Origin of the sequence: Shewanella sp. 10N.7, from assembly GCF_020806285.1 — a bacterium.
GTDB classification, from domain to species: Bacteria; Pseudomonadota; Gammaproteobacteria; order Enterobacterales; family Shewanellaceae; genus Shewanella; species Shewanella electrodiphila.
Genome location: NZ_JAJGZS010000007.1, coordinates 60,847 through 86,872, shown reverse-complemented (window position 1 = coordinate 86,872; position 26,026 = coordinate 60,847). Strand labels below are relative to the sequence as shown.

Below are 26,026 nucleotides of genomic sequence, written 5' to 3'. Positions count from 1 at the left end.
GAATGTTTAAGTCATCCGTTATCTCAATTTTAATCATGTTGCTTTGTTTATTAACTACATCAGTTATGGGCTCTGAAATAATAAACCCCACAGGTCGAGATATTACCTTAACGAGTTTATTAAGGTTGCATGATACTGTGATTGGTGAAGTTGAAGTGACTATAACCAAAGAACAGCTCATTTTAATGCCTGCAGAAGCAACAATCACATTGCTTAATGCAACTTTATCGGATGAGGTTCTGAGTTCACTGTCTGAGCAACAGTTAGATGGCATGATTAGCCAAGCTATGTTTACCAAGCTAAATATAGGGTTGAGCTTTGAAATGTCTTCGCTGGAGTTAGTGCTTGATGCAAACTCTGAAGATTTAAAAGTAGGGCAAATTGATTTTGGAGATAAACCAACACAACGTTCATTTTTAACGCCCTCCTTATTCAGTGGCTATATTAATTTATCCGCTGGAGCTTCAAGACTCGAGAATAACACTCCCGAGAATGATGTGGGTGTGCAGTATAGTCACACACTCGATGCTGGCTTCAATTATGAGCGTGCAGTATTAGAATATGAATCTATTTATAATGATTATCAAAATCAAAAAGGACTCTATTCAAGGCAAGGAACCCGAATTAATTATGATTTTCCTGAGCAAGGAACCCGACTGACCATCGGAGATTTCTATTCCAGTGGTGCTACTTTTCAAGATGGAGGCGACATGCTTGGGATAGGGATTGCTAGGGATTTTTCTCTTATTCCAACCAAAAATGTTAGACCGACAGCAGCAAGACAATTCACCCTTCAACGTGCGTCTACTGTAGATCTACTGGTTGATGGTGTTGTGGTACGGCGATTAACCCTGGGCGCAGGTTCTTACAACTTACAAGATATTCCTTTAGCTGAAGGAGTCAGTGACTTAGAACTCATCATTACAGATGCATCAGGAAAAGAAGAAAGGATCAGTTTTTCTATCGCTACAGGGATGGATTTATTAAAAGAAGGTGAGTTTGAATATAATTTTAATGGCGGTATAAAAAGTAATATTAGTGATGCTGAACCAGAATATGAACGAGAAAAATACCTTATTAATGGTGAGTTAGAGTACGGGATAACTCCTGCTTATACATTAGGTGGTAACTTTCAGGTTGGGGATAACAGTTACCAACTAGGTCATAGGAGTTTATTTGCTACAGGTATTGGTATTTTCGATATTAAAACAACTTACAGTTATCAGGATGTGTTAGGTAAAGGACTTGCAGCAAGTGTTGGGTATGACTTAATTGGTAGTGCGAGTACCGACAGTACTTTTGAGTTTAGTATTTATTACGATTATTACTCGCAATATTTCATTGGTGCGAGGAATGATATTCTGGTTACACCAGAAGCCCCAATTAACGCTAATCAACATTTTTTGTCCAGCCGTATTAATTATACTTTCAACCCGTTTTTAAAAGTTTCACTTACTGGCAATTATGTTCATGCTTATGATGGCGCTCAACGCTACTGGACTTTGAGTCCTTCATTATCTGGTTCTATCTTTGATACAGGTGCGACTTGGAGTGCACGAGTTACCCACAAAGAGTTTTTAGATGATAGTAGCGAATTCTCAGGGCTACTGACCTTGAGTTGGCCATTTGGTAGTGAATCTAGGGTTATTTCAAGCTATAAAACCGATAACAAAGAAATTAGTTCAGAATATTCTTACCGTAAAAATGTAGGTAACAGTGGCGGAATTTCTATGTTTGCTGGGGCCACTCACTCCGAAACTAATGATATTGATGGTGATGTCGGAATTGATTACGATGCTAATCGCTTTACCTTGAGGGCTCAACATGTCAGCCGTTATAACGATTTCTCAGAAGATACCAATAATCATGTTACTCAAGCTAAGCTCGCTACAGGTATTGCGTTCTCTGGCGGTCAATTGGCTTTTGGTCGCCCAGTTAGAGAAAGTTTTGCAGTGATAAAGCAGCATAAAAGCATTGAAGATAACCGAACAGAAATTTCTCCTTCTTCAATGGGCGCTAGAGCATATAGTGATGGGCTAGGCCCAATACTTATCCCAGATCTTGCTGCATACAGTGAACAAGTTATCTCTTATGAGGTTGAAGATTTACCTGCAGGGTATGATTTAGGTGCGGGTGTTTTTCCTGTCTACCCAGGCAATGGTCAAGGTTACAACTTACAAATTGGTTCAGAGGCAGCAATTACCTTGATGGGGACACTGCTTGATAAAGAAACTCAGCAACCGATTACATTAGTCGCAGGAAAAGCGGCTTTGGTCGGGCGTGATGATCTTGAACCATTACAATTTTTTACGAATAGAACGGGTCGTTTTGCTATTTCCGGTGTAAGGCCTGGCACATATAAGATTAAATTAAATACACCTACACCACGATACTTCGAACTGGTTATTGATGAAGATAGCAGCGCGTTATTGCGCTTAGGGAAACTCTATGTCGATTAAGCAATTTAAAAATTTTAATCTGTTATTGGTATGTTTTTCATATCTATGCTGTCCGGTCGCGGTTTTAGCATGCACTGCGAAGATTCAATCATTAGACCTTCAAGCTGGAAGTTATGATGATTACGATGTTTTTACCTCAGAAGCATATGGGTTAACTCAACAATATGAAGCCAAGGTGCTTTTTTCAGATGTCGTAGAAGGGGAGGAATGTCTGTTTTATTTTTCGGCATCTACTTTTGATTCAACAACTAAATTAACTTCCTTAAAGAATGAAAGTTTATTTTTTGAGCCAGTTCCTCAGTCATTAGACAGTGGCGTCCAAAATAATCGATGGTTTGGCAAAGTGTCACCCGCAAGTGACCGCTTTAGATTTCAATTACGCTTTCCAAGTCATCAATTTGGTACATATGGTAACTATGACGCATTATTGGAAGCCAAACTTCATCAATTACCTGACGGTGGTCAGGTGATCGATGAACTGCAACAGTTGATTGCCGCTTCTATTGAACAGGCTGCACAAGTGAGCTTTTATGGCGTATCAGATAATACCTATCATCTTGATCTTGGTTATTTATCAACAGGGAAAGTCATCAATGCTTCACCTAATTTATTTGTCAAAAGTACGACTGACTATTCTTTATCTTTTGAATCTATGAATAAGGGTGTCTTGAAACATCAAAATCAACAAAGCCAATGGGATATTGATTATCAGCTTACATTGAACAATATTGAGATAGATTTATCTCATAATGAAAATCAATTTTATGCTAACTCAGCAACGGTAAGCCAAGGTGAACGTCTACCTCTGAAAATTGTCATTGGTGAGACCGAAGATAAATTAGGTGGTATATATACTGATGAAATACATATATATATTAGTCCTGGCGGTTTTGCAGAATAAAACTTTGCTTACTGTAAGTTCTCTTTGACCCAACTCATTGCTTGCAGTCTATTTTTTACATCAATTTTTTTAAAGACTTTATATAAATGAGATTTCACAGTATGTTCGCTTACGAAAAGAATATCAGCTATTTCAATATTGGATTTGCAAGTTGGTAGTAATGCCAATACATCAAGCTCTCGAGATGTGAGTGCCGTTGTTGGTTGTGCGGATGGTTTAAAGTCAGTTCTATAGTGTTGCAAAAGCTCTGTCATGACACTACGTGGCAACCAGTATTCTCCATTGAGAATTTTTTCCATACCAATAATAAACTCTTTAAGAGGGGTATTATTGGCAAAAACGCCACAGCAATTAGGCCATCTTAAGATTTTTTGTTTGTCATGGAAATCATCAGTATTGAGCAGAATTGTTGAAATGTTGCCAGTGTTAGAGGCTAGAATATTTTGCCAGTGAAGGGTTTCGTCTTCATCTAAGTTATTGACATCAATTAATAACAAGCTGTTTTCAGGGCACGATTGAGCCAAAAGCAATTCACATTTTGAGATACGAACTACTTGGTTAAGGTTATCTTTAATAAATTGGCTTAATATTCTATTTTGAATATTGTCGGAGCCCAGCAAGGTTAAGGTTAAGGTTAAGGTATAGATAGTCATAGTCTTAATTTTGTATTTCACTTAAGTATCATAGATTAGTCGAATGAGTCATATCCTCTATAAGTGTTAAATTACCAACAGAAGTAATATCCTCTAACCTAAGAGTGATTATAGTTGTTTTTTTGAGCTAAAAATATCTTATTTATATTAAATTACCATGATACTTAGGGAAAAAAATAAACCTAGATAGACTTTGTTTATGTAGGGTACGCTTTACCTAGCCAACTATCCTTGGAAAAGCTATAATTTGCGCCATTTTTATCATGCTAGGGCAAAGTAACTCATGTCAGCTCACACAGTAGAGGTCGATAAACGTCGTACCTTCGCGATTATTTCGCATCCAGATGCCGGTAAGACCACTATTACCGAAAAGGTACTTTTATTCGGACAAGCTATTCAAACTGCAGGTACCGTTAAAGGCCGTGGCTCTAAGCAACATGCTAAGTCAGATTGGATGGAAATGGAGAAAGATCGTGGTATTTCTATCACGACCTCTGTCATGCAGTTCCCATATAGCGATTGTCTGGTAAATTTACTCGATACTCCTGGTCACGAAGACTTCTCAGAAGATACTTACCGTACCTTAACTGCTGTTGACTCATGTTTGATGGTCATTGACTCCGCTAAAGGTGTCGAAGACCGTACCCGTAAGCTAATGGAAGTGACCCGTTTACGTGACACGCCGATTGTGACCTTCATGAACAAATGTGACCGTGATATCCGCGATCCTATGGAAGTGATGGATGAAGTTGAAAATGAGCTGAAAATTGCCTGCGCTCCGATCACTTGGCCTATTGGCTGTGGTAAATCATTCAAAGGTATTTACCATATTCACCGTGATGAAGCTGTTTTGTATCAGTCTGGCTTAGGTCATATGATCCAAGAAGTTCGCACAGTGAAAGGTATTGATAACCCAGAACTAGATGTTGCAATTGGTAGTGAGCTTGCAGAAATCTTACGTGAAGAGCTTGAACTTGTTGTGGGTGCTTCTCATGAGTTCGATTTAGATGCGTTTCTTAGCGGAAAATTATCACCAGTATTTTTTGGTACTGCATTAGGTAACTTTGGTGTTGACCATGTATTAGATGGCTTAACAGAGTGGGCACCTAAGCCACAGCCGCGTGCGACTGAAGCAAAAGTGATTCAAGCTGAAGATGAAAAATTCAGTGGCTTTGTATTTAAAATTCAAGCGAATATGGACCCAAAGCATCGTGACCGTGTGGCATTTATGCGTATTGTTTCTGGTAAATACCAGAAAGGCATGAAGATGCATCATGTACGTGCCGGTAAAGATGTTCGTATTTCAGATGCATTGACCTTTGTTGCAGGTGATCGTGAGCAAGTTGAAGAAGCTTATCCAGGTGACATCATTGGTTTACATAACCATGGCACTATTCAAATTGGTGACACTTTCTCTCAAGGTGAGAAGCTTAAGTTTACCGGTATTCCTAACTTTGCTCCGGAAATGTTCCGTCGTATTCGCTTGAAAGATCCATTAAAACAAAAGCAATTACTGAAGGGCTTAGTGCAACTTGCTGAAGAAGGTGCAGTTCAAGTCTTTAGACCACTTGATACCAATGATCTTATTGTTGGCGCAGTGGGTGTACTACAATTTGAAGTCGTTGTTGGTCGTCTTAAAAGTGAATATAACGTAGAAGCAATCTATGAAGGCATTAGTGTCTCGACTGCTCGCTGGGTATATTGTAAAGATGAGCGTAAGTTAGAAGAATTCCGTCGTAAGTGCAGTACTAACCTTGCACTAGATGGTGGTGATAACCTAACTTATATTGCGCCAACCATGGTAAACCTTAATTTATCAATGGAACGTTATCCAGATATCGAATTTGCTAAGACTCGTGAGAACTAAGCATTAATTCAATATTGATATAATTTTAAAGGCGGGTAACCGCCTTTTTTATTGCCTGAATTTTAATAAGTGAGCCAATAGCCAGTGAATGTATGCCATCAGTTTTTATAAGGGAGCGATATGCCATTGAACACAAATAAAACTCTGATTTTATTGCGCTACCTTTTCTTACCTTGGAAGGCTTATATTCGCTGGTGTGACAAGATGGGGCTGACGCTAGAGAATAAAAGAAGTTGTGCCCCTCGAATTGAAGAGCCCCAGCTGAATGTTGATATTCTTGCTTACATGAAAAAAAATCGAATAAAACCTGAAAGAACCCAATTGGATTGTAATAACAATGATGAGGGGACTGAGTCTTTGAAGGAGAACCTGCATGATTGATACTCATGCACACCTTGACCTTGAGGATTTTGATCATGATCGCGATACGTTATTTAACGAAATGCGAGCCCATGGCATTACTAACGCAATCATACCCGGTATTAGTGAAACGCAATGGTGCAAACAAATTGCGATTGCCGCTGAATTTAATTGCTACTACGCCTTAGGCATTCACCCTTGGTATGTCCCTAACAATATTGATGATTCATTAACTTTATTAGAACAAAAAATAATCGAACATAAAGATAATGCTCGTTTTGTTGCGCTCGGCGAGTGTGGTCTTGATAAATTAAAGCCACACTTTCCTATGCAATTAGAGTTACTTTCTGGGCAGTTAACAATGTCTGTCAGGTTTCATCTTCCTGTCATATTGCATGCGGTAAAATGTCATCAAGAGTTAATTGAATTATTAATCCGTAACCCCAACCCTCGAGGCGGTGTGATACATGGTTTTTATGGTGGGCCTGAGCTAGCAAAGCGCTATATTGATTTAGGATATAAATTGGGAATAGGGGGATTATTGATGAACCCTAATGCTAAAAAATTACGCAAAACGATCACAGAAATAGACATCAAACATTTCTTAATTGAAACAGACTCACCGAGTATGACGCCATATAATGCACTTGAAAAACGAAATACGCCGCTTTATTTGCCAAAGTTCGTTTCAGAGATCGCAAATTTACAGAAAAAAACAACTGTTTCTATTTTAGAACGATTGAATAAAAACGCCTCCCAACTGTTTGAGCTATAATTCTTTTTTTTTAAACACGGTTATTAATTAATGTTAATGTTGCATAAGATCCTGAAATTAAACTCTAAAAGTATGATCTAATCCACGATTTTCATCTGCTCCTCAGTTATAATCATTAACGGAAAATAGGTGAGTTAACAACAAATATACAAATCGTTAACATAAATAAAGGGTGATGATTAATGGATATACTAATGAGTCTAGTAGGTGTGGTTACCATACTAGCAATCGGTTATGCACTATCAAATAATAGAAAAGCAATTAATGTCCGTACTGTTGGTGGTGCTTTAGCTATCCAAGCGTTCTTTGCGGGTTTTGTTTTATATGTTCCAGTAGGTAAAGACATCTTAAAAGGTGTTTCTGATGCTGTATCTAGCGTTATTGGTTATGCACAAAGTGGTATTAACTTTTTATTTGGCGATTTAGCCCAATTTAAAGTTGGTTTCATTTTCGCAGTTAACGTTTTACCAGTTATCGTATTCTTCTCTTCTCTAATTGCAGTTCTATACTACTTAGGCATTATGCAGTGGATCATCCGTATTATCGGTGGTGGTTTACAAAAAGCATTAGGCACAAGCCGTACTGAGTCTATGTCTGCTACTGCTAACATCTTCGTTGGTCAAACAGAAGCGCCTCTAGTTGTACGTCCATTTATCGCGACAATGACTAACTCTGAATTATTCGCAATCATGGTTGGTGGTCTTGCATCAATCGCGGGTTCAGTATTAGCTGGTTACGCACAGATGGGGGTACCAATTGAGTACTTAGTTGCTGCATCATTCATGGCTGCTCCTGGTGGTCTTATGATGGCTAAACTAATGCATCCTGAAACTGAAGAAGCTAAGAACGAAATGTCTGAGCTTCCTGAAGATCCTGACAAGCCAGCTAACGTTTTAGACGCTGCTGCTGCAGGTGCTTCATCAGGTATGCATTTAGCGCTTAACGTAGGTGCAATGTTAATTGCATTCGTTGGTCTAATCGCAATGATCAACGGTATCATCGGTGGTGTTACAGGTTGGTTCGGTCTTGAAGGTATTACTTTAGAACTGATCCTTGGTTACATCTTCATGCCTTTAGCATTCTTAATCGGTGTGCCTTGGAACGAAGCACTTGTTGCTGGTTCTTTCATCGGTCAGAAGATTGTTGTTAACGAGTTCGTAGCATATCTTAACTTTGCTCCTTACTTACTTGATGCATCAGCTGAAGGTTACCAAGTAGTAGCTGAAACCGGTTTGATGATGACTGACAGAACCAAAGCGATTATCTCATTCGCACTTTGTGGTTTTGCTAACTTATCTTCAATCGCTATTCTATTAGGTGGTTTAGGTGCTATGGCTCCTAGCCGTCGCCATGACTTGGCTAGACTGGGTATCCGTGCAGTTATTGCCGGTTCATTAGCTAACTTAATGAGTGCAACTCTAGCTGGTTTATTCTTAGCGATTTAATCCTAAGGCTAATGCCACAATGAGTTAAATAAGAGCCGTTATTACCTTGGTAATAACGGCCTTTTTTTACGTTTTTTATGTATGTAATGAAAGTTTAATCTGTTTATTTGATTCTATGGCATGTAGGTTGCTCACGGTTTTAAGTAGTGTTTTATATTAATTTAATCAAATAATGCAGTTTATTAGACAGAAACGTTATAAGTTGTTAGTGAAAAGTAGAGATATTGTTCACGTTTTGGGATTAAGTATTCGTATTTTTGCCAATTCTTATTGAGCTTTTATCCAATAGATGTACAATGCGAACGTTTATAAAAATCGCCACCCTCGAAGGTGGTAAATAAATATATATCAATGGGGTTGATAATGAAAAACGTTAAAACTTTAGCTTTAGCTGCTACAACTATCGCTGCAATGTCTGCACCTGCAATGGCTGCTGACAGAACTGATCTTCGTGCTGGTGATTACAGCTGGATGCAGTTCAATGCAATGTACGCAGTAAATGAACTTCCGCGTGATGGTTCTACTGATAATGGCCATGATTACTTAGAAATGGAATTTGGTGGTCGCGCTGGTGTTGTTGATTTATACGGTTATGTTGATGTGTTCAACATCACAAACCGCGATTACGGTGATAAGAATAACGGCGCAAGCAAAATGTTCATGAAGTTTGCTCCTCGTTTCTCTTTAGACGCAATTACAGGTAAAGATTTATCATTTGGCCCTGTTCAAGAAGTTTACATCTCTACTCTATTTAACTGGGGTGGCGGCGCTATCCGTGGTACAGATGTGAATGGTAATGAGACAAATGACGTAAACAACGCTTCAGTTGGTATCGGTGCTGACGTTATGGTTCCATGGTTAGGTAAAACTGGCATGAACTTATACGGTTTTTACGACTTGAACCTAAAAGAGTGGAATGGTTACCAGTTCTCAGCAAACTGGTTCAAGCCAGTTATGAACTTTGATAATGGTTCTTTTGTATCATTCCAGGGTTACGTAGATTACCAATTTGGTGCTGATGAAAAGTACGGTAATGACTTTGTACCACAAACTACTAGTGGTGGTGCTGCATACTTCGGTCTGCACTGGCATTCAGATAACTACGCTGTAGGTTACGGTCTTAAAGCATACCAAGACGTTTACTTACTTGAAGATGGCGGCGGAATCGTTGGCCTAGAAACTACAGGTTTCGCACATTACTTCACTGCAACTTACAAGTTCTAAATTAAACTTGTAAGCGATTGGAGCCACTGAAATAGTGGCTCCAAATTTATTCTTAAATATCCAAAAAAATCTTAAAATATGTTAGTCTTTACTTAAGTACATCGAAAAGTTTGTTAGAATGTATTTAAATAAATATTAACGTCCAAACAGTGGTTTATTTGAACTAACTTTTGATGATTTCGTCATATATGGTTCAACTTAATAGTTTGGATTGATTTGCGCGCTAAAAGGGATTTTTCGCGGAATGGATGGGACAATGTCATTGTTTCACCTCTTCCGGTCTTCAAGGATTCAAGTCGTGGTACTCGTTATCATATTGAATACTTAGTTCAGTAACTTATGAATTAATTTACTGGCAATGCTCGAAGGCCCGGCCTCACAATTAATCTACTGCCAGCTTTACGCATTGCCAAAACAAGATTTTATTAGGTTTTTGTTTCGGAGAGCAAACATGAGTGATTTAAAAAAAGCAGCACAATTAGGTATCTCTTTAATGGATTTAACGACATTAAATGACGATGACACTGATCAAAAAGTGATTGATTTATGCCACAAAGCTAACACAGCTGCTGGCCATACTGCTGCAATCTGTATTTACCCTCGTTTTATTCCAATAGCTCGTAAAACGTTAAATGAGCTGAATTGTGAAGATATCAAAATTGCAACAGTGACTAACTTCCCACATGGTAATGATGATATTGCAATTGCAGTATTAGAAACTCGCGCTGCTGTTGCTTATGGCGCAGACGAAGTTGATGTTGTTTTCCCATACCGCTCGCTGATGGCAGGAAATGAATCTTTAGGATTTGAACTTGTTAAAGCCTGTAAAGAAGCCTGTGGCGATGAAGCAATTTTAAAAGTCATCATTGAATCTGGCGAGCTTAAAGATCCAGCTCTTATTCGTAAAGCTTCAGAGCTTTCAATTGATGCTGGCGCAGACTTCATTAAAACATCAACAGGTAAAGTGCCTGTTAATGCAACGCTAGAAGCCGCTGAAATCATGCTGACAGTCATCAGTGAAAAGAACCGCAACGTTGGTTTTAAACCTGCCGGTGGTGTTCGTGATGCAGCGCAAACTGCTGAATTTTTAGGTGTCGCTGAGCGTTTACTTGGCGCGGACTGGATTAGCCCTGCAAGCTTTAGGTTCGGCGCTTCAAGCCTATTAACAAGCTTATTGCATACGCTTGAACTGTCTGATGCTCCTCAAGGCGCACAAGGCTACTAATAGAGAGTGGCTAATTAAAGACTTCAAGTTGATTAATCTCGTCATTAGTTAGCCAAACTTGTTTTAACGGTTTTAATTGATAGCATCGATCACCATCGCATTCATGTGATTGGTGCCATCTTGTTAAGGCGGATTGTACAGACTCTAAATGATTAGGGCTTATACATGATGTTGGAGGAAATAGTATGTTTCTCGCTCAAGAAATTATTCGTAAAAAACGTAATGGTGAAGCTCTCAGCAAAGCTGAAATACAATTTTTTGTAGATGGTATTACTCAAAATACTGTCTCAGAAGGTCAAATTGCCGCTTTCGGTATGGCTGTTTACTTTCAAGATATGAACATGGATGAACGTATTGCCTTAACCACAGGCATGCGCGATTCTGGCACTGTATTAAACTGGGATTCATTGTCATTAAATGGCCCTATCATCGATAAGCACAGCACTGGCGGTGTGGGTGATGTTATTAGTTTAATGCTTGGCCCAATGGCTGCTGCCTGTGGCGGTTATGTGCCGATGATTTCAGGTCGTGGTTTAGGTCACACTGGCGGCACACTAGATAAATTCGATGCAATTCCTGGTTACCAAACCGAACCATCTAGTGAATTATTCCGTAAAGTTGTTAAAGAAGCGGGTGTGGCTATTATTGGCCAAACAGGTGATTTAGTCCCTGCTGATAAACGCTTTTATTCAATTCGAGATAATACCGCTACCGTTGAGTCAATCTCGCTTATAACCGCTTCTATTCTTTCTAAAAAACTCGCTGCAGGGCTTGATGCTTTAGCGATGGACGTTAAAGTAGGTAGTGGCGCTTTCATGCCAACTTATGAAGCATCTGAAGAGCTTGCTCGCAGCATTACTGCGGTAGCGAACGGTGCAGGCACTAAGACGACCGCTCTACTCACAGACATGAACCAAGTGCTGGCGTCTTGTGCAGGTAATGCAGTAGAAGTGCGTGAAGCGATTAATTTCTTAACGGGTCAATACCGTAATCCACGTCTTTATGAAGTCACGATGGGTTTATGTGCTGAAATGCTGGTATTGGGTGGAATTGCCCAAAATGATTCTGATGCACGTAATAAGTTAAATACCGTATTAGATAACGGTAAAGCTGCTGAGATATTTGGTCGTATGGTATCAGGTCTTGGCGGGCCGACTGACTTTATCGAGTCATATGATAAATATTTACCTCATTCGCAAATCATTCGTCCTGTGTATGCAACCGAACAAGGTTTTGCCCATAGTATGGATACTCGTGAGTTAGGTTTAGCCGTTGTCACACTTGGTGGCGGACGCAGAAAGCCTGGTGACAAATTAGATTACAGTGTTGGCTTAACAGAAGTTTGTGCTTTAGGTGATCAGATTACACCTGATAAACCTATCGCCATGATACATGCACAATCTGAAGCGGCATTTGAAGAAGCTTCAGCCGCGGTACAAAAAGCGATTCACATTAAAGATTCAGCGCCAGAGAAAACGCCTGAAATTTATCGCTATATCCGCGCTTCAGATTTATAAGGGAGTGAGATTATGAAACGTACATTTATTATGATGTTGGATTCGTTCGGTGTAGGTGCTGCAACGGATGCTGATAAATTTGGTGATGTTGGTTCAGATACTTTTGGCCATATTGCTCAAGCATGTGCCGAAGGTAAAGCGGATATTGGTCGTCAAGGACCATTAAAGCTACCTAACTTAGCCAAGCTTGGTTTAGGCCATGCTGGTTTTGAAAGCACGGGTAAATTTGCTGATGCGTTTGGCGATAATGTCGAGGTTATCGGCGCCTATGGCCATGCTGATGAACTAAGCTCTGGTAAAGATACACCGAGTGGTCATTGGGAAATGGCAGGTGTACCTGTGCTTTATGAATGGGGTTATTTTTCTGATTTAACAAATTCATTCCCACAAGAGTTAACTGATAAAATCTTAGCTCGTACTGGTTTAACCGAGTTTTTAGGCAATTGCCACGCATCAGGTACTACAATACTTGAAGAGCTTGGTGAAGAACACATGCGTTCTGGTAAGCCAATTTTTTACACTTCTGCTGATTCGGTATTTCAAATTGCCTGTCATGAAGAAACTTTTGGTTTAGAAAACCTTTATCGTTTGTGTGAAATCACTCGTGAAGAGTTAGAGCCTTATAATATTGGCCGTGTTATTGCGCGTCCATTTGTGGGCACTGGCCCTGATGATTTCGCTAGAACAGGCAACCGTCATGACTATGCGGTATTACCGCCTGCTCCAACAGTATTAGATAAACTTAAAGATGCCGGTGGTGAAGTGGTGAGTATTGGTAAGATTGCCGATATATATGCCAACAGCGGTATTACGCAAAAGTTTAAGGCCACTGGGCTTGAAGAGTTATTTGATGCAACGCTTGAACAAGTTAAGCGTGCAGGTGATAACACTATCGTGTTCACCAATTTTGTTGATTTTGACTCTCATTATGGCCATCGTCGTGATATAGCAGGTTATGCCAAAGCGTTAGAGTATTTTGACCAACGCTTACCTGAACTATTAGCCTTGCTGAATCCTGAAGATTTGATTGTATTTACAGCGGATCATGGTTGCGACCCAAGCTGGCAAGGTACTGAGCATACTCGTGAGCGAGTGCCTGTGTTGGCATTAGGCGCTGGTTTAGCTGCAGGTTCATTAGGTCGTCGTAATAGTTTTGCTGATATAGGTCAGTCAATTGCGAGTTACTTTGAGCTTGAGCCAATGGAATATGGTGAATCTTTCATTTAACAATGAAACTTACTGTCTTCTAACGATATTATTGTTAATAAATATAGTAGAATCGGTTTGAGTAATTAAGGGGATGACTTAATTACTCATTTTAAAGATTTAAGATAAAAATATAGGGGTTTTTCATGGCTACACCACATATTAATGCTGTTGACGGTGCTTTTGGCGAAACAGTTTTATTCCCAGGCGATCCATTACGTGCAAAATACATTGCTGAAACGTTCTTAGAAAACGTTGAGCTAGTGACTGATGTTCGTAACATGTTTGGCTACACTGGTACTTATAAAGGGACTCGCATCTCTGTTATGGGTTCAGGTATGGGTATTCCTTCTTGTTCAATCTATGCTCATGAGTTAATCAAAGAATACGGTGTTAAAAACCTGATTCGTGTTGGTACTTGTGGCGCGATCAGCACTGACGTAAAAGTACGTGACGTAATTATTGGTATGGGTGCTTGTACTGACTCACAAGCCAACCGTTTACGTTTCAAAGGTCAAGACTTTGCTGCTATTGCAGATTATGGCCTAATGAGCGCTGTTGTTGATTCAGCTAAAGCTCATGGTACTAACATCCGTGTTGGTAACGTTTTCTCTGCTGATTTATTCTACACTCCAGATCCTTCTATGTTCGACACAATGGAAAAAATGGGTGTTTTAGGCGTCGAAATGGAAGCTGCTGGCCTTTATGGCGTAGCACACGAACTTGGTGCTAAAGCATTATGTGTCGTAACTGTTTCTGACCACATCAGAACTGGCGAAAAGACCTCTTCTGATGAGCGTCAAACTACGTTCAATGACATGATTGTTATGACATTGGATGCAGCAATTACTCTTTAATGTAAAGTCTTTGCTCACTAAAAAGGGATAACGTCAGCGTTATCCCTTTTTTGATGTCTCTTTTTAGACTATACCCTAATACTTAGCTAAAGTTTGTAGCCTATTCAACTTAATACAGGCTATCGAGTTTTAGATTTATTCTTACTGCTGGTATCTTCAGCTTGTTCTTCTTTGATGTCAGATAGCTCTTGAAACTCTAGTTTTACTGCTTCGTCTTGGCTAATGTCATTCTTGTCAAAGCCACTGTCGTTAAAGGCACTTGCATTTAAGTCACTGTCCTTAAAGTCGCTTGCATTTAAGTCACTGTCATTTAAGTCAGTGTCATTTAGCTCATCTTCAGCGGTATTTTCAATCATACTATTTTGTAGCAAGTTGCTATTTTTGCGCCCTTGCTTAGCTCTGGTTTTACGGCGATCAAAGTCTGCACGTTTAAAAGATAAGGCTCTTGAAAGTAATAAGCCGATAATGCCCGCTACAATCAACATTGTTTGCTGCAACTTCATATTTTCTTGATATAAGGTTTTAATTTCATCAAAGAAAATGCGCAGATTTAACCGTACTTCAATATAACCTAAGTTATTTTCGCCCTGAAGCACGTTTTCAATCAGTGGCGGGTAAGGGGAGAGAAGTTGCTTAAGTTCCTTGTCATCGGCGTCTAAGTCATCTTCTGAAACAGATTGAGTAAAGGCGAGTCTAACGCCTTGGGCATCATATATATTAACTGACATGACTTTAGGATCATCAATCAGTGCATTAGCAAGCCATTGAAGCTGTTCATCATTTTGCAAAAACATTGCTGGCGCAGCTCCGTTAGCAGCCTGTTGCGCTAGCAGCCTTGCCATGATCTGGGTTTGCGAATTAAGCAATTGCTGGCCGTTATTGAGACTGGATTTCCACAGGTGTGTTAGCCCTATCAGCAAAATAATCGCCAAGACGATTTGAATTAGCCTACTGATTTTTTGACTTTTCTTAAGACCTTTAACAAAAATCACTTTAATCCTTGGTATTTTTTCTATTTAATTAATACTAATCGAAATATTTAATAGTAGATAGTCGCAATCATTGAGGAAATGCAGTCGATGGAAAGTCAGAAAAATATACAAGCTTTAACTTGGTTATTCTCAGGGTTTGATGCGTCTTTTACTCATAGTGATATAACACTGACTCGTTATTTTGAAGATGAGTTTATTAATAATATTCAGATAAAACAGCCGCATCGATTTCGGGTGATATTTGATGAGTCGGCATTTGATGGGATTAGTCAGTGGTTTGAAGGTTTAGAACAAGATTGTTCTATTGCGGTGTTAATGCGCCACAACAGCCTGAAAGGAGTTGAGATTGCTTCATCTTCTCGATTAACCCAATTAATTGAACAGTTTCCTGCTGACATAAATGCCGAGATACTTGAAGTGACTCAAGCATTACCAAGCTTTTTTAAGCCGGGCTTATTGGTCATGGATATGGACTCAACGGCGATTCAAATTGAATGCATAGATGAACTAGCAGCAATGGCGGGTGTGGGCGATGCTGTTTCAGAAGTCACAGAAAGAGCAATGCAGGGTGAGTTGGACTTTGAAGAAAGTCTGCGATTGCGTGTCGGTAAACTTGCTGGTGCCAGTGAAGAGATTATTACGACACTATGTCAGAACTTGCCATTAATGCCAGGGCTTGAAAGCTTAGTTGCTGAGCTTAAACCTAATGATTGGAAGTTAGTATTAGCATCTGGCGGCTTTACGCCTTTTGTAGGCCACTTAAAAGAGCTGTTAAAGCTTGATGCAGCTTATGCGAATGAACTGGTAATTAAAGACGGCAAGTTAACAGGTGAAGTCACTGGTGAAGTGGTAGATGCGCAATATAAAGCCGATGTGATTGATAAAAGCAGCGCATCGTGGCAAATAGCAGCAGGTCAACGAATGGCCATTGGCGATGGCGCAAATGATATCCCAATGGTTAATGCGGCAGACTTTGGGGTCGCTTTTCATGCTAAACCTAAACTGCTTGCGGCCGCTGATGCCAGTATTCAAAAACTAGACTTACGTTGTTTAGTGTTTTACTTACAAGGCTAAGCTATTCAATAAACTAGACAATAAACTAAACAATAAACTGAACTTGTCGCGATGGTGCTTTTTATTGTGATGAGGTTTGCTTGGCAATGAGTTTGTTAGGAAAACTGGTGTGCTCTTGCTGGTGAAGTCGCTCTCTAGCATGAGCGACTTAATTCAAATAGATTTGATTAAATCTATTTGGCTGATTAGATTTATTACTCTAATTGACTTGTAATTAACACTCGCTGTGTTTACCGTGGTTATATTCATGATGACGGATATATCAAGACTTGTATGCAGCACTCTCATTACCTTCCTTACCGAAATGGAAAACTTCATCTTCGCCATATCAAAGCAAGCCCTTTATCTCAGCCGGGTAGCGATAGTCGTACCCCCATCTTGATGCTTCATGGTGCTATGTCTAATGGGCGGGTTTTTTATAGCCCTTCAGGTAAAGGATTAGGCTGTTATCTTGCTGAGCAAGGCTATGATGTTTATGTACTGGATACAGCGGGTAGAGGGGCGAGCGAGCCAAGAATTGATGCTGATTATCACATGGGACAAACAGAAGTGATTTTAGAGCAGTTGCCCATTGCCCACGCGTTCGTGCTGCAGCATGCTAAAGCACAAAAGGTGCATTGGTGTGCCCATTCATGGGGTGGGGTGTTAATGGCCAGTAGTTATATTCGTTTAGCTGCTTTGCGCGATGAAGTGGCGTCATTTGTTACATTTGGTAGTAAAAGAACCATTAAAGTGTCGTCATTTAGAAAAACCATGATGGTAGATTTGTTTTGGAATCGCCTCGCGCCGCTAATGACTAAGTATCAAGGCTATCTTGCTGCCGATAAGTATCGCCTGGGAATGGATAATGAAAGCCGGTTATCGTTATTGCAAACTATTGATTGGGTTAGAGGCGACTGGATTGATGCAGAAGATCAGTTTGATTATAGCGAGGCGGTACAAAATATTAAGTGGCCGAAAAGCTGGTTTATTGCAGGTAAAAAAGACTTTGTTCTGGGCAATCCTTCAGACGTTAAAGACATGATGAGTGAGTGTGGACTGGAGCATGCTGATTATACTTTGCTTGCCAAGGATAAAGGCTTCAAACAGGATTACACCCACGCAGGAATGCTCACCGATAAATCTGCTGTGACAGATCACTTTCCGCTCGTGAGTGATTGGTATAACCGTTTTTAGGTTTAAAAGGCTTTATGCAGAGCTTAGCTACACTTAGAAATTGTTAAGTTTAATTATTAACTGAATTTTCTATATGTAGCTCAGGGAAGCGAACCTCTACTTCAGCGGTAATATCTAATAGTTCTCCGCTGCCGATGACCTGCCATAGGCGCTCTTCAAGTTGCTTAGCTCTATGTTTTGCATGGATAGTGATATATTCCATTTCACGTCGTATATAGCTCATATCGGTTTTTTCTGTAGCACCGAAGTAAACGCGTAATGCCATAAAACGTCCAACTGATTGGGCATGGTGAATGAAACTAATTTGTGCATTGCGACTATTAAAATCATTCATCAGTTGCGACTGAATATTAATAGCACCTCTTCCTTGACGAGATATTTGCATGAATATTTCAAAGTATTCCACACCATCAATAGGCTTCATGGCTCTGATAGGGTCGATAATGTGCTGTTTAAACTGGGCTTCATCAAATAATGGTGTGAGGTTAAAGCTAAGTGGTTGCGTCGAACCTGCAGCAAAAAGGTGGCTAATTTCATCGTTTTTAGTACCAATACCAATACAAGCCAGTTGTGCCGATTTTTTGGTTTTTTCAACGAAATAAGGCACACCAACAAGTTGTCTTAATAGTAAATTTTTCATTCCGTCAGCGAGCTCTTTAAGCTCACCTTCATCATCCGATAGTTGCTCAAACTTATCTCGGTTGTGGTTAATAAGCTTATTGATAAACTCAACACCAGCATGAGGCTCGTGGCCAACGATGGCTGATAAATGTAATGTTTGATGATTATTACGACTACGGATTAATTGATATGGCAGGTTCTTTAATTCTGTTTTACCCGCGATAGCTTGCAGCTTTGGAAAGTGTAGACTGACTTCAGCAGGACTTGTAAATTGAGTATTATCTTCAAGGGTAAACTGCAAACCTCGAGTGGATATATCATGGGTTATACCACGGCTCTTTTGGCCTTCTTGCTCAATTTCGATAATGGTTTTAAATGCAAAACGAGCTTCTCTTCTACGCTCACTAAATGGCATAGATAAACGCTTAACGGTATTTTTTTTCAGTTTTAGCTGATTAAATATTTTAAGCGAATTGACGTTGTCGCCTTCATTAAACCATGCACGATAATTAGGTCTGACATCTTCATTAGTTAAATCAACGATCTGTAAGATATAACTAAACCTTGCCAATTGTTGTTCGGTCAATGCCGAATACTGGCTTTCATCGCCAGGAAGGGTAGAGGTTTTATAATTTAATTTATGATCAACCTTTTGTTGCGCGACCTTATAGATCCGCCAGCTCTCTTTTGCTGCGCCAAACCCAAAGAATAGCTGCATGGCATTATGTTGTTTCAGCTCATGCAATGAAGCTGAAAAATACTGGGTCACACCTTTGGCTTGGTGGGTAAAGCAAAAGAATAAACTGTGGTCAGTTTCTTCGGGGTATTTAAGTAGGTTAACTAATCGATTATTGGTCAACATGCTGGGGAGTTGACTCACTTCTTTTTCGTCAAGAAAATACTGCAAAATGGGTTGGTTGCCACGACTTAGCAGCTTGTGACTGATAAAAGGCTTACCGTCAGCTACTGATATATACAGCGGCATGTGTGCCAGCATAGGCAAGTAGTGACGCTCAAAACCTAATCCCGTAGCATTAACGATGACATCATTAACATCCACTTTATACCGAAACTTATAGCCACGGATAAGTTGGGTGAGCACTTTATCTAATTCAACGCTATCACCCATGCGCCGTAAACGCATAATAGCGCTGTCATCTTTATTCTGGATATCGACAATTTGATAGTCGACACCGTTTTGCAGGTCTTCAAAAAAGAATTCTTCGTTAAGTTCTAATAGCTTAATTCGCAGTGGTTTGTCTTGGTCAAAGCGATGCTTAGCTGGCAGTCGAACTCTGGCTCCACCAACGGATAGATCTAAGCTCGCACCGATAACGTCTGCACCGCCATCTTGAGAAGCTGAGATACGAATAGAGTAGTTCATTCGTTCTTCACTGCGATTAAAGTAACTTCCCATGACAACACCAGGTACCACTAACTCTGAACTCTCTATGGCAGGTTCTTGCTTATTTAGGCGTAATTGTTCTTTGCGATGTCTATGTTCATTAAGTACGTGCTCATAAACACCGATTGTGTACTTGTTACGATAAATTTGTAGTGCTTGGGCTAATGAAGTTTTTGCAGGCTCATCAAGAAAGTGACGCTGTTTAGCCACGCTGACTTCTTCGCAGTGCAATTCTGTTTTATCGCGTAAATCAATTATTCGGGTACATATAGCAGAAAGGCGATTCAGTTCCATTTTGAGCAAAAATCGAGTCGAATTAGATTCGTCGATAGTCAGCTTTTCAAAGACACCTTTGAAATCTGGTTCCATCAGTAGCGGTTTGAGTTGTTCTATTAGCTGACTATGGTCTTCTATGCTCATTGGCTCTTTTCAGTTTTGGTGCGAGAACTAGGTGCTAAATATAAGTCTGACTGGTAGTCTTATCGGCTAGCGAAATACTTACTTTATACAAATTTAATTTATGTGTCTGTTAAAGCAAGTAATAAAACTATTAAAATACCATTTTAATGTGGCTTGGTTGATTATTGACCTAAAACTCTTCTTTTGATTAATTTAATGACAGTGAAGCATGGCAAAGAATAAAACAGCGTTTGTGTGTAATGAATGTGGGCAAGACTTTCCTCGTTGGCAAGGACAATGTAGTGCATGCCAAGAATGGAATACGATTTCAGAGGTGCGTATTGCTGCTGTGAAATCATCATCAACTTCTGTTGCTGGCTATGCTGGCTCAGTAGGTGGTGGCTCTAAAAAATTAGCCGAGGTTGAAGAGTTTGAAGCGCAAAAGCGATTAACCGGGATTGGCGAACTCGATAGAGTATTATGTGGCGGGTTAACGACGGGTTCAGTGAATATTATTTCTGGCGATCCTGGCGCAGGTAAAACAACGCTTTTATCTGATTTGATTGCACGTATGTCTCAAGTTATGCCATCGCTTTATTGTACTGCTGAAGAGTCACTATCGCAGTTTAAAAATCGTGTGAATCGCTTAAAGCTTAATTATAACGATGATAACTTATATCTAATGGCGGAAACCAATGTTGAAGCCATTATTGCAGAGTTAGAAGCCAAGCAAATTAAGTTTGCTGTTATTGACTCTATCCAAGCAGTGGTCTCAGACTTAGCCAATGGTAGTCCAGGTTCACCATCACAAGTTAAAAGCAGTGCCCAAGCGTTAACTCAATACTGTAAACAAAATAACGTCACCATGTTTTTGGTTGCCCATGTTAACAAAAATAATGAAACCGCAGGGCCGCAAACCTTAATTCATATTGTCGATTGTCTCACCCATATTGAATGCAATGACGGCCAGATAAGAACCTTAAGGGCTAATAAAAACCGTTTTGGCGATGTCGATACTGTCGGTATTTTTAAGATGACAGAGCGCGGTATGATAAGTGTCGATAACCCCAGTGAAATATTTCTTTCGGGCTCGAGTACTGAGTCACCTGGAGCCGCAATTACCTGTATTCGAAAGGGTAACCGTAATTTATTGTTAGAGATTCAATGTTTGACCACTGAAACTGAAGGCGAGTTTCCACAGCGTGTCTGTGTTGGGTTGAACATGAACCGAATAAAAATGCTCACAGGGGTGCTTCGAAAGCATACCCGTACCAAAATCTTTCATGATACTTACTTTAACCTTGTGGGTGGTTTGAAAATTGATGAGTCAGAGACCTGTATCGATTTAGCACTTGTGACAGCATTATTAAGCAGTCTGAATGATTTTGTCGTACCACGAACCACTTGTATCATGGGTGAGTTAAGTTTAAATGGTGATGTCAGGCCAATTGATAGCGGTGTTCCAAGAGTTAAGGAAGCAGTGCAACATGGCTTTACCGAAATCTATATTCCTCATCGAAATTATCATAAGTCGATGGAAAACTTAGGGGCTAAAATTCACCCGATTAAAACGGTTCATGAATTACTTGAACTGATAAATTAATACACTTGTTTGAATTTTAACTAGGCAAGCGACATCAGAAACGATATTATTCCTTGCCTAATTATTGTACCCGTTAGGACGTGAGCTTTTGCTGTCTAAATCATATTTGATCTTGTGACAGCATGTTCAACACATGCTCTTTAGGGTGAGCAAGCAATTGTGATGACATAGCAATTGAGAAAACGAATACTCGTGAAGGGATACTTTTACTAATGGATTATGATGTTGTTGCTTAACTTTAAATTATTGTTGATTGCGCTTATCTGCTTTTTTGTTACAGAAGCCTCTGCCAAATCCTCTTCTCCCCAAGTATTACGTTTATATCAAACTGATTACCATTTTCAGTATCATATTGAACTTCTTAAAATGGCACTTGATAAAACTGCCGCCGATTATCCTGAAGCAAGTTTGCAATTCACTGAGCAGGTCACTCAAGGTCGCGGTTTAAAAATGCTGGAGCAGGGTGAAGTCGATGTGGCTTTTCTAGCGTCCAGCAAACAGCGTGAACAAACCTTTATTCCGGTTAAAATTCCATTATTGAAAGGCTTACTTGGATACAGGCTTTTGTTAATTCATCAAGATAATCAACAAAAATTTCTCCAGGTAAAAAACACTCATGACTTAGGTGAATCATTTGTCGCAGGCTTTGGCAGCCATTGGGCAGATATCGATGTATTACGTCATAATGCATTACCGACACAGGATATTGGCACTGCAAGTAGTTTACATCGAATGTTGCATGCCAAACGTTTCGATTACTTTCCTCGCGGAATCAATGAAGTATGGCAAGAGCAACAACGCATAAGTAGTAAGTTGCCGGAATTAATGATTGAACCGAATATTGCGCTTGTATATAACTTACCAGTGTATGTCTTTGTGAATAAAGAGCTACCAGAATTAGCTGAAAGAATTGAGAAAGGGCTGAATAAAGCCACGGATGATTTGTCTTTCCAAGAGTTATTTTTAAAGTATTACAGTGACTCTATTTTGAAAGCGAGGTTATCTGAGCGGCAAATTATTTACCTTGATAACCAAGATTACCCACAGACAGAACCAATAGATACTAGCTGGTGGTTATAGATAAGCTTAGTCATCTGCTGAACCTTTTGAGCTATATGCTCACAAGCTGAGCAAGCTCTCGTTGCAGTAATTCTTCATCGCCAATATTAAGTTCAATAATGCGTTTAAGGTGACTAATACTGTCTAGATCAATGTGCTGGCATTCAAGCCCTAAATGCTTGGCCTCTTTATGAACAAGGAGCGTGTCCATGCTTAGCACGATATCAGAGTCAGGTAATAAAAAGCTTAATGCCACTTTTTGCCCCTTTATTGCATCGAGTCCATCAGGTGTTGAAATTAAGGCACCCTTGATACTTAAATCTAGAATATCTGTACGATAGCTTTTATCTTCAATCTTGATTGAAGCTGTAGCCGCAAATAATGTACGTGTGAACTTTCTTCTTTCATCCATAAAACATTCCACCCACTTACTGAACTCACAAATTGTAGATGCTGAAGTAAACAGTCATCAGTAATTTGTTTTGATTTATAAAGAATACGCTATCTAAAAATGAATGCCAATAATGACTTAGTTAACGCGCTATGTTGGAACATAGTCATGAGGCAAATGGCTCGTTTGCCGTTTTATTGCAAACGTAAAAAAGGAGCCTAAGGCTCCTTTTTAGTCTGCTAATTATCTAAAGCAAGGTGTTTAGCTGATACTCAATTTGATTGTTGAGCTGAGTCAATTATGGCGTTAACCACTAAACTAACAAATGACCACACAGTGCAATCACTGGCAGTGTGACTAAAGTACGTAGAATGAATACCACAAACAACTCAAAGAAGTTTACTGGGATTTTACTGCCAATTAATAACGCGCCAACTTCACTCATATAAATGAGCTGAGTAACAGATAGGGCCGCAATCACAAAGCGGGTTAAGTCAGACTCAATAGAGCTGGCTAAAATTGATGGTAAGAACATGTCTGCAAAACCCACAACGATGGTGGTTGAAGCCACATCAGCTTCAGGTATTTGTAGCAGTTCAAGTAACGGGATAAATGGCATGCCTAAATAATCAAAAATAGGCGTATTTTCTGCTAAAACTAAGGCAACAGTACCAATGGCCATGACCACAGGAATAATACCAAACACCATATCGACGACATTCTTAACACCTTCTTGTAGAACATGTTTAACGCCACCAGCACGAGATGCTTTATTGAGTGCTTGCTCAAAGCCCCAAGACATTACCCCATGTCCCTGTGGGATCATTTCATCATCAGGGTGACGAGGCGTGTTATCTATGTATAAATCTTTTTTCCAGGATAAAGGAGGCAATTTAGGCACAATAATGGCCGCAACAAAACCTGCTAAACAAACCGTTAAGTAAAAAGGCACAAATAAATGTTCAAGCTGAACTTGTGAAATTACGACTAAACTAAAGGTAATTGACACAGCAGAGAAGGTCGTACCGATAACGGCAGCTTCACGTTCAGTGTATAAACGTGTTTCGTATTGTTTGTTGGTCATTAAAATACCAACGCTGCCATCACCTAACCAAGACGCCATACAATCGATAGCACTTCTTCCTGGTAAGTTGAAGATGGGACGCATTAGCTTGGTCAGCATAGTGCCGAAAAATTCTAATAAGCCAAAGTTCAGTAACAGAGGTAATAACATTCCAGCGAAAATGAATACGGAAAATAGCACTGGAAGAAGGTCGTTCAGTACTAATGCCCCAGTATCAGCAGAATAGATTGCCTCAGATCCAATTTCTAAATAGGTCAGTACAATAAATACAGCACCCAAAATACGTACGATTAACCAAAATGGCGACACGTTGAGTAGGGTATTTAAAAAGGCGCTTTCTTGAACCAGTTTAGGTTTAATGATTTTACAAAGTACCGATATGATTGCCATAAACACGACGATACAGGTGACAATCAGCGGTAAAATCTCAGCAAATTGGCTCTGAACCGCTTTAGACATGATAGCAATTGGAATCGTAATTGCGTCGTTATAGCTTATCGGTGTCATGAATAATAACAAACCGATCAGTGACGGAATGATAAAGGTCAGTATTGTCTTTATGTTATGTTTTTGTTTTTCTTGAGTCACTTTATATATGCCTTACCCATTGACCAAATTTTTATGGTTGATTATGTCTAACCGTCCGGTGGGGAAACTGCTGAATGTCCATTCAAAGATGCGTTAAGCGAGGCAAGGTTACCTGCTTATCTAGCCTATGTAAAACTATTCACTTTAACGAATAGTTATTGAGTTATTTTGCTTATCTATATTCTATAGCTTTTGTTGGTAAATGCACGTATTAATTCCTTTGTAATCATAATGTTGCAGCATTGTTTTGCGTGGGTTTTGTGGGTGTTATTTAGGTTGAGCGCGGTTGTTTTAACTTTGAAGTGTTTTCAACTTCGGCAGATTTACGATATTTTATTAAATTAAGTTAGTAAACATTAGACGTGGATAGAGGTTTTATCAATTATGATTAAGTATGATAGAGCCGAATTTACAAGGAACTTACCTAGTTGTGATAATAAATAAAACGGAAAAGATTGCTAGATTAGCTTACCTATTTGGTTTGCTTGGTCTGTTCGGTCTTTTTCTGGGTATTGTAATATCGGTTTTAGTTGAATACATACAGTACGGTGACAAGTACAGTTTATTGCAGTTTTCTCTGAGTGAACTCGGTACTTATAATCGTTCATCCACTGCGATATTGATTAATGGCGGTTTGTTTTTTGGCAGTTTGAGTTTAACCATGAGTTGCATATTTGGTTTACAGATGAGCCATCGGTTAAGTGGTGGCTTATTATGGTTATCCTTAATTATCACGTTCATTTCTCTTGCGGCTATCGGCTTATTTCCTCTCAATGTGCATCACTTACACATCCAAGCTGTTTCTATTTATATCTACTTTGGATTTTTCAGCGCGGCTTTATGTATTATCGAATGTGCTATAAAACGAAAAGCCGCATTGAGCATGCCGTTTATATTCAGCGGTATTGTTTTACTGATCCATGGCGCCATTTTATCCCATGAGTATTGGCGTGAAAGTTTGGGTGCTAAGCCCATATCTGATGGCATGTTGTTTCAAGCGATAGTGTCTCAATCACCCAAACCGGAAGTGTGGTGGTTATCAATTCTATTTTGGTGCAGTATTGTGACGATGTGGCTATGGATGTTGAGTATTTGCCGGTGGTATTTTCTACCCCACCGACAAATGAAGGCTAATTGATACTGTT

The 26,026-nt window shown here is 39.5% G+C and carries 21 protein-coding genes; 16 read left to right on the top strand and 5 right to left on the bottom strand.

All coding sequences use genetic code 11. The features are described 5' to 3' along the window. Positions 1–2: 2 nt before the first annotated feature. Together LMH66_RS06225 and LMH66_RS06220 are read left to right on the top strand one after the other, a co-directional pair. Positions 3–2,459, top strand: a complete 2,457-nt coding sequence (locus tag LMH66_RS06225; RefSeq protein WP_229368954.1) for a fimbria/pilus outer membrane usher protein — start codon at positions 3–5, stop codon at positions 2,457–2,459. Then, complete coding sequence (locus tag LMH66_RS06220) at positions 2,449–3,360, top strand: hypothetical protein (protein WP_229368953.1); 912 nt, start codon at positions 2,449–2,451, stop codon at positions 3,358–3,360. The genes LMH66_RS06225 and LMH66_RS06220 overlap by 11 nt, the downstream gene beginning before the upstream one ends. Before the next feature lie 8 nt (positions 3,361–3,368). Here LMH66_RS06220 and LMH66_RS20465 read toward each other — a convergent pair whose 3' ends face one another. Then, the gene (locus LMH66_RS20465; RefSeq protein ID WP_229368952.1) at positions 3,369–4,034 is read right to left on the bottom strand and encodes a LuxR C-terminal-related transcriptional regulator; all 666 of its coding nucleotides are present in this window, start codon (positions 4,032–4,034) and stop codon (positions 3,369–3,371) included. A gap of 262 nt (positions 4,035–4,296) precedes the next feature. On the opposite strand from LMH66_RS20465, the gene prfC reads away from it, so the two are divergent. The 9 genes from prfC to deoD all read left to right on the top strand — a co-directional run bounded on the left by prfC (position 4,297) and on the right by deoD (position 14,489). Continuing rightward, complete coding sequence (prfC, locus tag LMH66_RS06210; RefSeq protein ID WP_102526909.1) at positions 4,297–5,880, top strand: peptide chain release factor 3; 1,584 nt, start codon at positions 4,297–4,299, stop codon at positions 5,878–5,880. A gap of 120 nt (positions 5,881–6,000) precedes the next feature. Further along, positions 6,001–6,261, top strand: a complete 261-nt coding sequence (locus LMH66_RS06205; RefSeq protein ID WP_229368951.1) for a hypothetical protein — start codon at positions 6,001–6,003, stop codon at positions 6,259–6,261. Next, a complete protein-coding gene (locus LMH66_RS06200; protein ID WP_229368950.1) occupies positions 6,254–7,015 on the top strand; it encodes a TatD family hydrolase in 762 nt (253 codons plus the stop codon). The genes LMH66_RS06205 and LMH66_RS06200 overlap by 8 nt, the downstream gene beginning before the upstream one ends. Before the next feature lie 182 nt (positions 7,016–7,197). Continuing rightward, entirely contained in the window at positions 7,198–8,460 is a 1,263-nt protein-coding gene (locus tag LMH66_RS06195) for a NupC/NupG family nucleoside CNT transporter (RefSeq protein ID WP_229368949.1), read from the top strand. Positions 8,461–8,823: 363 nt separating this feature from the next. Then, the gene (locus LMH66_RS06190) at positions 8,824–9,684 is read left to right on the top strand and encodes an outer membrane protein OmpK (protein WP_229368948.1); all 861 of its coding nucleotides are present in this window, start codon (positions 8,824–8,826) and stop codon (positions 9,682–9,684) included. A gap of 451 nt (positions 9,685–10,135) precedes the next feature. Continuing rightward, on the top strand, positions 10,136–10,909 hold the full coding sequence (deoC, locus tag LMH66_RS06185) for a deoxyribose-phosphate aldolase (protein WP_229368947.1): 774 nt from the start codon (positions 10,136–10,138) through the stop codon (positions 10,907–10,909). A 185-nt stretch (positions 10,910–11,094) separates the two neighbouring features. Then, positions 11,095–12,426 carry a thymidine phosphorylase gene (gene deoA, locus LMH66_RS06180; protein WP_229368946.1) on the top strand — a complete coding sequence of 444 codons (1,332 nt, stop codon included), beginning with the start codon at positions 11,095–11,097 and terminating at the stop codon, positions 12,424–12,426. Between the two features lie 12 nt (positions 12,427–12,438). Further along, a complete protein-coding gene (locus tag LMH66_RS06175) occupies positions 12,439–13,653 on the top strand; it encodes a phosphopentomutase (protein ID WP_229368945.1) in 1,215 nt (404 codons plus the stop codon). Positions 13,654–13,778: 125 nt separating this feature from the next. Continuing rightward, a complete protein-coding gene (deoD, locus tag LMH66_RS06170; protein ID WP_102526917.1) occupies positions 13,779–14,489 on the top strand; it encodes a purine-nucleoside phosphorylase in 711 nt (236 codons plus the stop codon). A 119-nt stretch (positions 14,490–14,608) separates the two neighbouring features. Here deoD and LMH66_RS06165 read toward each other — a convergent pair whose 3' ends face one another. Beyond that, positions 14,609–15,481 (bottom strand): AhpA/YtjB family protein, encoded by an 873-nt coding sequence (locus LMH66_RS06165; protein ID WP_229368944.1) that lies wholly within the window; start codon positions 15,479–15,481, stop codon positions 14,609–14,611. Between the two features lie 87 nt (positions 15,482–15,568). Here LMH66_RS06165 and serB point away from each other — a divergent pair, with 87 nt between their 5' ends. Further along, on the top strand, positions 15,569–16,555 hold the full coding sequence (serB, locus tag LMH66_RS06160) for a phosphoserine phosphatase SerB (protein WP_229368943.1): 987 nt from the start codon (positions 15,569–15,571) through the stop codon (positions 16,553–16,555). A 273-nt stretch (positions 16,556–16,828) separates the two neighbouring features. Continuing rightward, positions 16,829–17,731, top strand: coding sequence for an alpha/beta fold hydrolase (locus LMH66_RS06155; protein WP_229368942.1), 903 nt, complete (start codon positions 16,829–16,831; stop codon positions 17,729–17,731). A gap of 49 nt (positions 17,732–17,780) precedes the next feature. On the opposite strand, the gene LMH66_RS06150 is transcribed toward LMH66_RS06155, so the two are convergent. After that, positions 17,781–20,177, bottom strand: a complete 2,397-nt coding sequence (locus LMH66_RS06150; protein WP_229368941.1) for a PilZ domain-containing protein — start codon at positions 20,175–20,177, stop codon at positions 17,781–17,783. A gap of 208 nt (positions 20,178–20,385) precedes the next feature. Here LMH66_RS06150 and radA point away from each other — a divergent pair, with 208 nt between their 5' ends. Then, positions 20,386–21,759, top strand: coding sequence for a DNA repair protein RadA (radA, locus tag LMH66_RS06145; protein ID WP_229368940.1), 1,374 nt, complete (start codon positions 20,386–20,388; stop codon positions 21,757–21,759). Positions 21,760–21,987: 228 nt separating this feature from the next. Next, positions 21,988–22,839, top strand: coding sequence for a hypothetical protein (locus LMH66_RS06140; protein WP_229368939.1), 852 nt, complete (start codon positions 21,988–21,990; stop codon positions 22,837–22,839). Between the two features lie 31 nt (positions 22,840–22,870). Here LMH66_RS06140 and LMH66_RS06135 read toward each other — a convergent pair whose 3' ends face one another. Further along, complete coding sequence (locus LMH66_RS06135) at positions 22,871–23,230, bottom strand: PilZ domain-containing protein (RefSeq protein WP_229368938.1); 360 nt, start codon at positions 23,228–23,230, stop codon at positions 22,871–22,873. 292 nt (positions 23,231–23,522) lie between these two features. Continuing rightward, complete coding sequence (locus tag LMH66_RS06130) at positions 23,523–24,800, bottom strand: YjiH family protein (RefSeq protein ID WP_102526969.1); 1,278 nt, start codon at positions 24,798–24,800, stop codon at positions 23,523–23,525. A gap of 511 nt (positions 24,801–25,311) precedes the next feature. Here LMH66_RS06130 and LMH66_RS06125 point away from each other — a divergent pair. Continuing rightward, positions 25,312–26,019, top strand: a complete 708-nt coding sequence (locus tag LMH66_RS06125) for a hypothetical protein (RefSeq protein ID WP_229368937.1) — start codon at positions 25,312–25,314, stop codon at positions 26,017–26,019. Positions 26,020–26,026 lie beyond the last annotated feature (7 nt).

Excerpts from the sequence above, each read along its gene's own strand:
- radA (WP_229368940.1), top strand. The coding sequence starts at position 20,386 with ATGGCAAAGAATAAAACAGCGTTTGTGTGTAATGAATGTGGGCAAGAC.
- LMH66_RS06225 (WP_229368954.1), top strand. The coding sequence starts at position 3 with ATGTTTAAGTCATCCGTTATCTCAATTTTAATCATGTTGCTTTGTTTA.
- serB (WP_229368943.1), top strand. The coding sequence starts at position 15,569 with ATGGAAAGTCAGAAAAATATACAAGCTTTAACTTGGTTATTCTCAGGG.
- LMH66_RS06175 (WP_229368945.1), top strand. The coding sequence starts at position 12,439 with ATGAAACGTACATTTATTATGATGTTGGATTCGTTCGGTGTAGGTGCT.
- LMH66_RS06150 (WP_229368941.1), bottom strand. The coding sequence starts at position 20,177 with ATGAGCATAGAAGACCATAGTCAGCTAATAGAACAACTCAAACCGCTA.
- deoD (WP_102526917.1), top strand. The coding sequence starts at position 13,779 with ATGGCTACACCACATATTAATGCTGTTGACGGTGCTTTTGGCGAAACA.
- LMH66_RS06155 (WP_229368942.1), top strand. The coding sequence starts at position 16,829 with ATGCAGCACTCTCATTACCTTCCTTACCGAAATGGAAAACTTCATCTT.
- LMH66_RS06135 (WP_229368938.1), bottom strand. The coding sequence starts at position 23,230 with ATGGATGAAAGAAGAAAGTTCACACGTACATTATTTGCGGCTACAGCT.
- deoC (WP_229368947.1), top strand. The coding sequence starts at position 10,136 with ATGAGTGATTTAAAAAAAGCAGCACAATTAGGTATCTCTTTAATGGAT.
- LMH66_RS06200 (WP_229368950.1), top strand. The coding sequence starts at position 6,254 with ATGATTGATACTCATGCACACCTTGACCTTGAGGATTTTGATCATGAT.
- LMH66_RS06190 (WP_229368948.1), top strand. The coding sequence starts at position 8,824 with ATGAAAAACGTTAAAACTTTAGCTTTAGCTGCTACAACTATCGCTGCA.
- LMH66_RS06130 (WP_102526969.1), bottom strand. The coding sequence starts at position 24,800 with ATGACACCGATAAGCTATAACGACGCAATTACGATTCCAATTGCTATC.
- deoA (WP_229368946.1), top strand. The coding sequence starts at position 11,095 with ATGTTTCTCGCTCAAGAAATTATTCGTAAAAAACGTAATGGTGAAGCT.
- LMH66_RS06205 (WP_229368951.1), top strand. The coding sequence starts at position 6,001 with ATGCCATTGAACACAAATAAAACTCTGATTTTATTGCGCTACCTTTTC.
- LMH66_RS06195 (WP_229368949.1), top strand. The coding sequence starts at position 7,198 with ATGGATATACTAATGAGTCTAGTAGGTGTGGTTACCATACTAGCAATC.
- prfC (WP_102526909.1), top strand. The coding sequence starts at position 4,297 with ATGTCAGCTCACACAGTAGAGGTCGATAAACGTCGTACCTTCGCGATT.
- LMH66_RS06220 (WP_229368953.1), top strand. The coding sequence starts at position 2,449 with ATGTCGATTAAGCAATTTAAAAATTTTAATCTGTTATTGGTATGTTTT.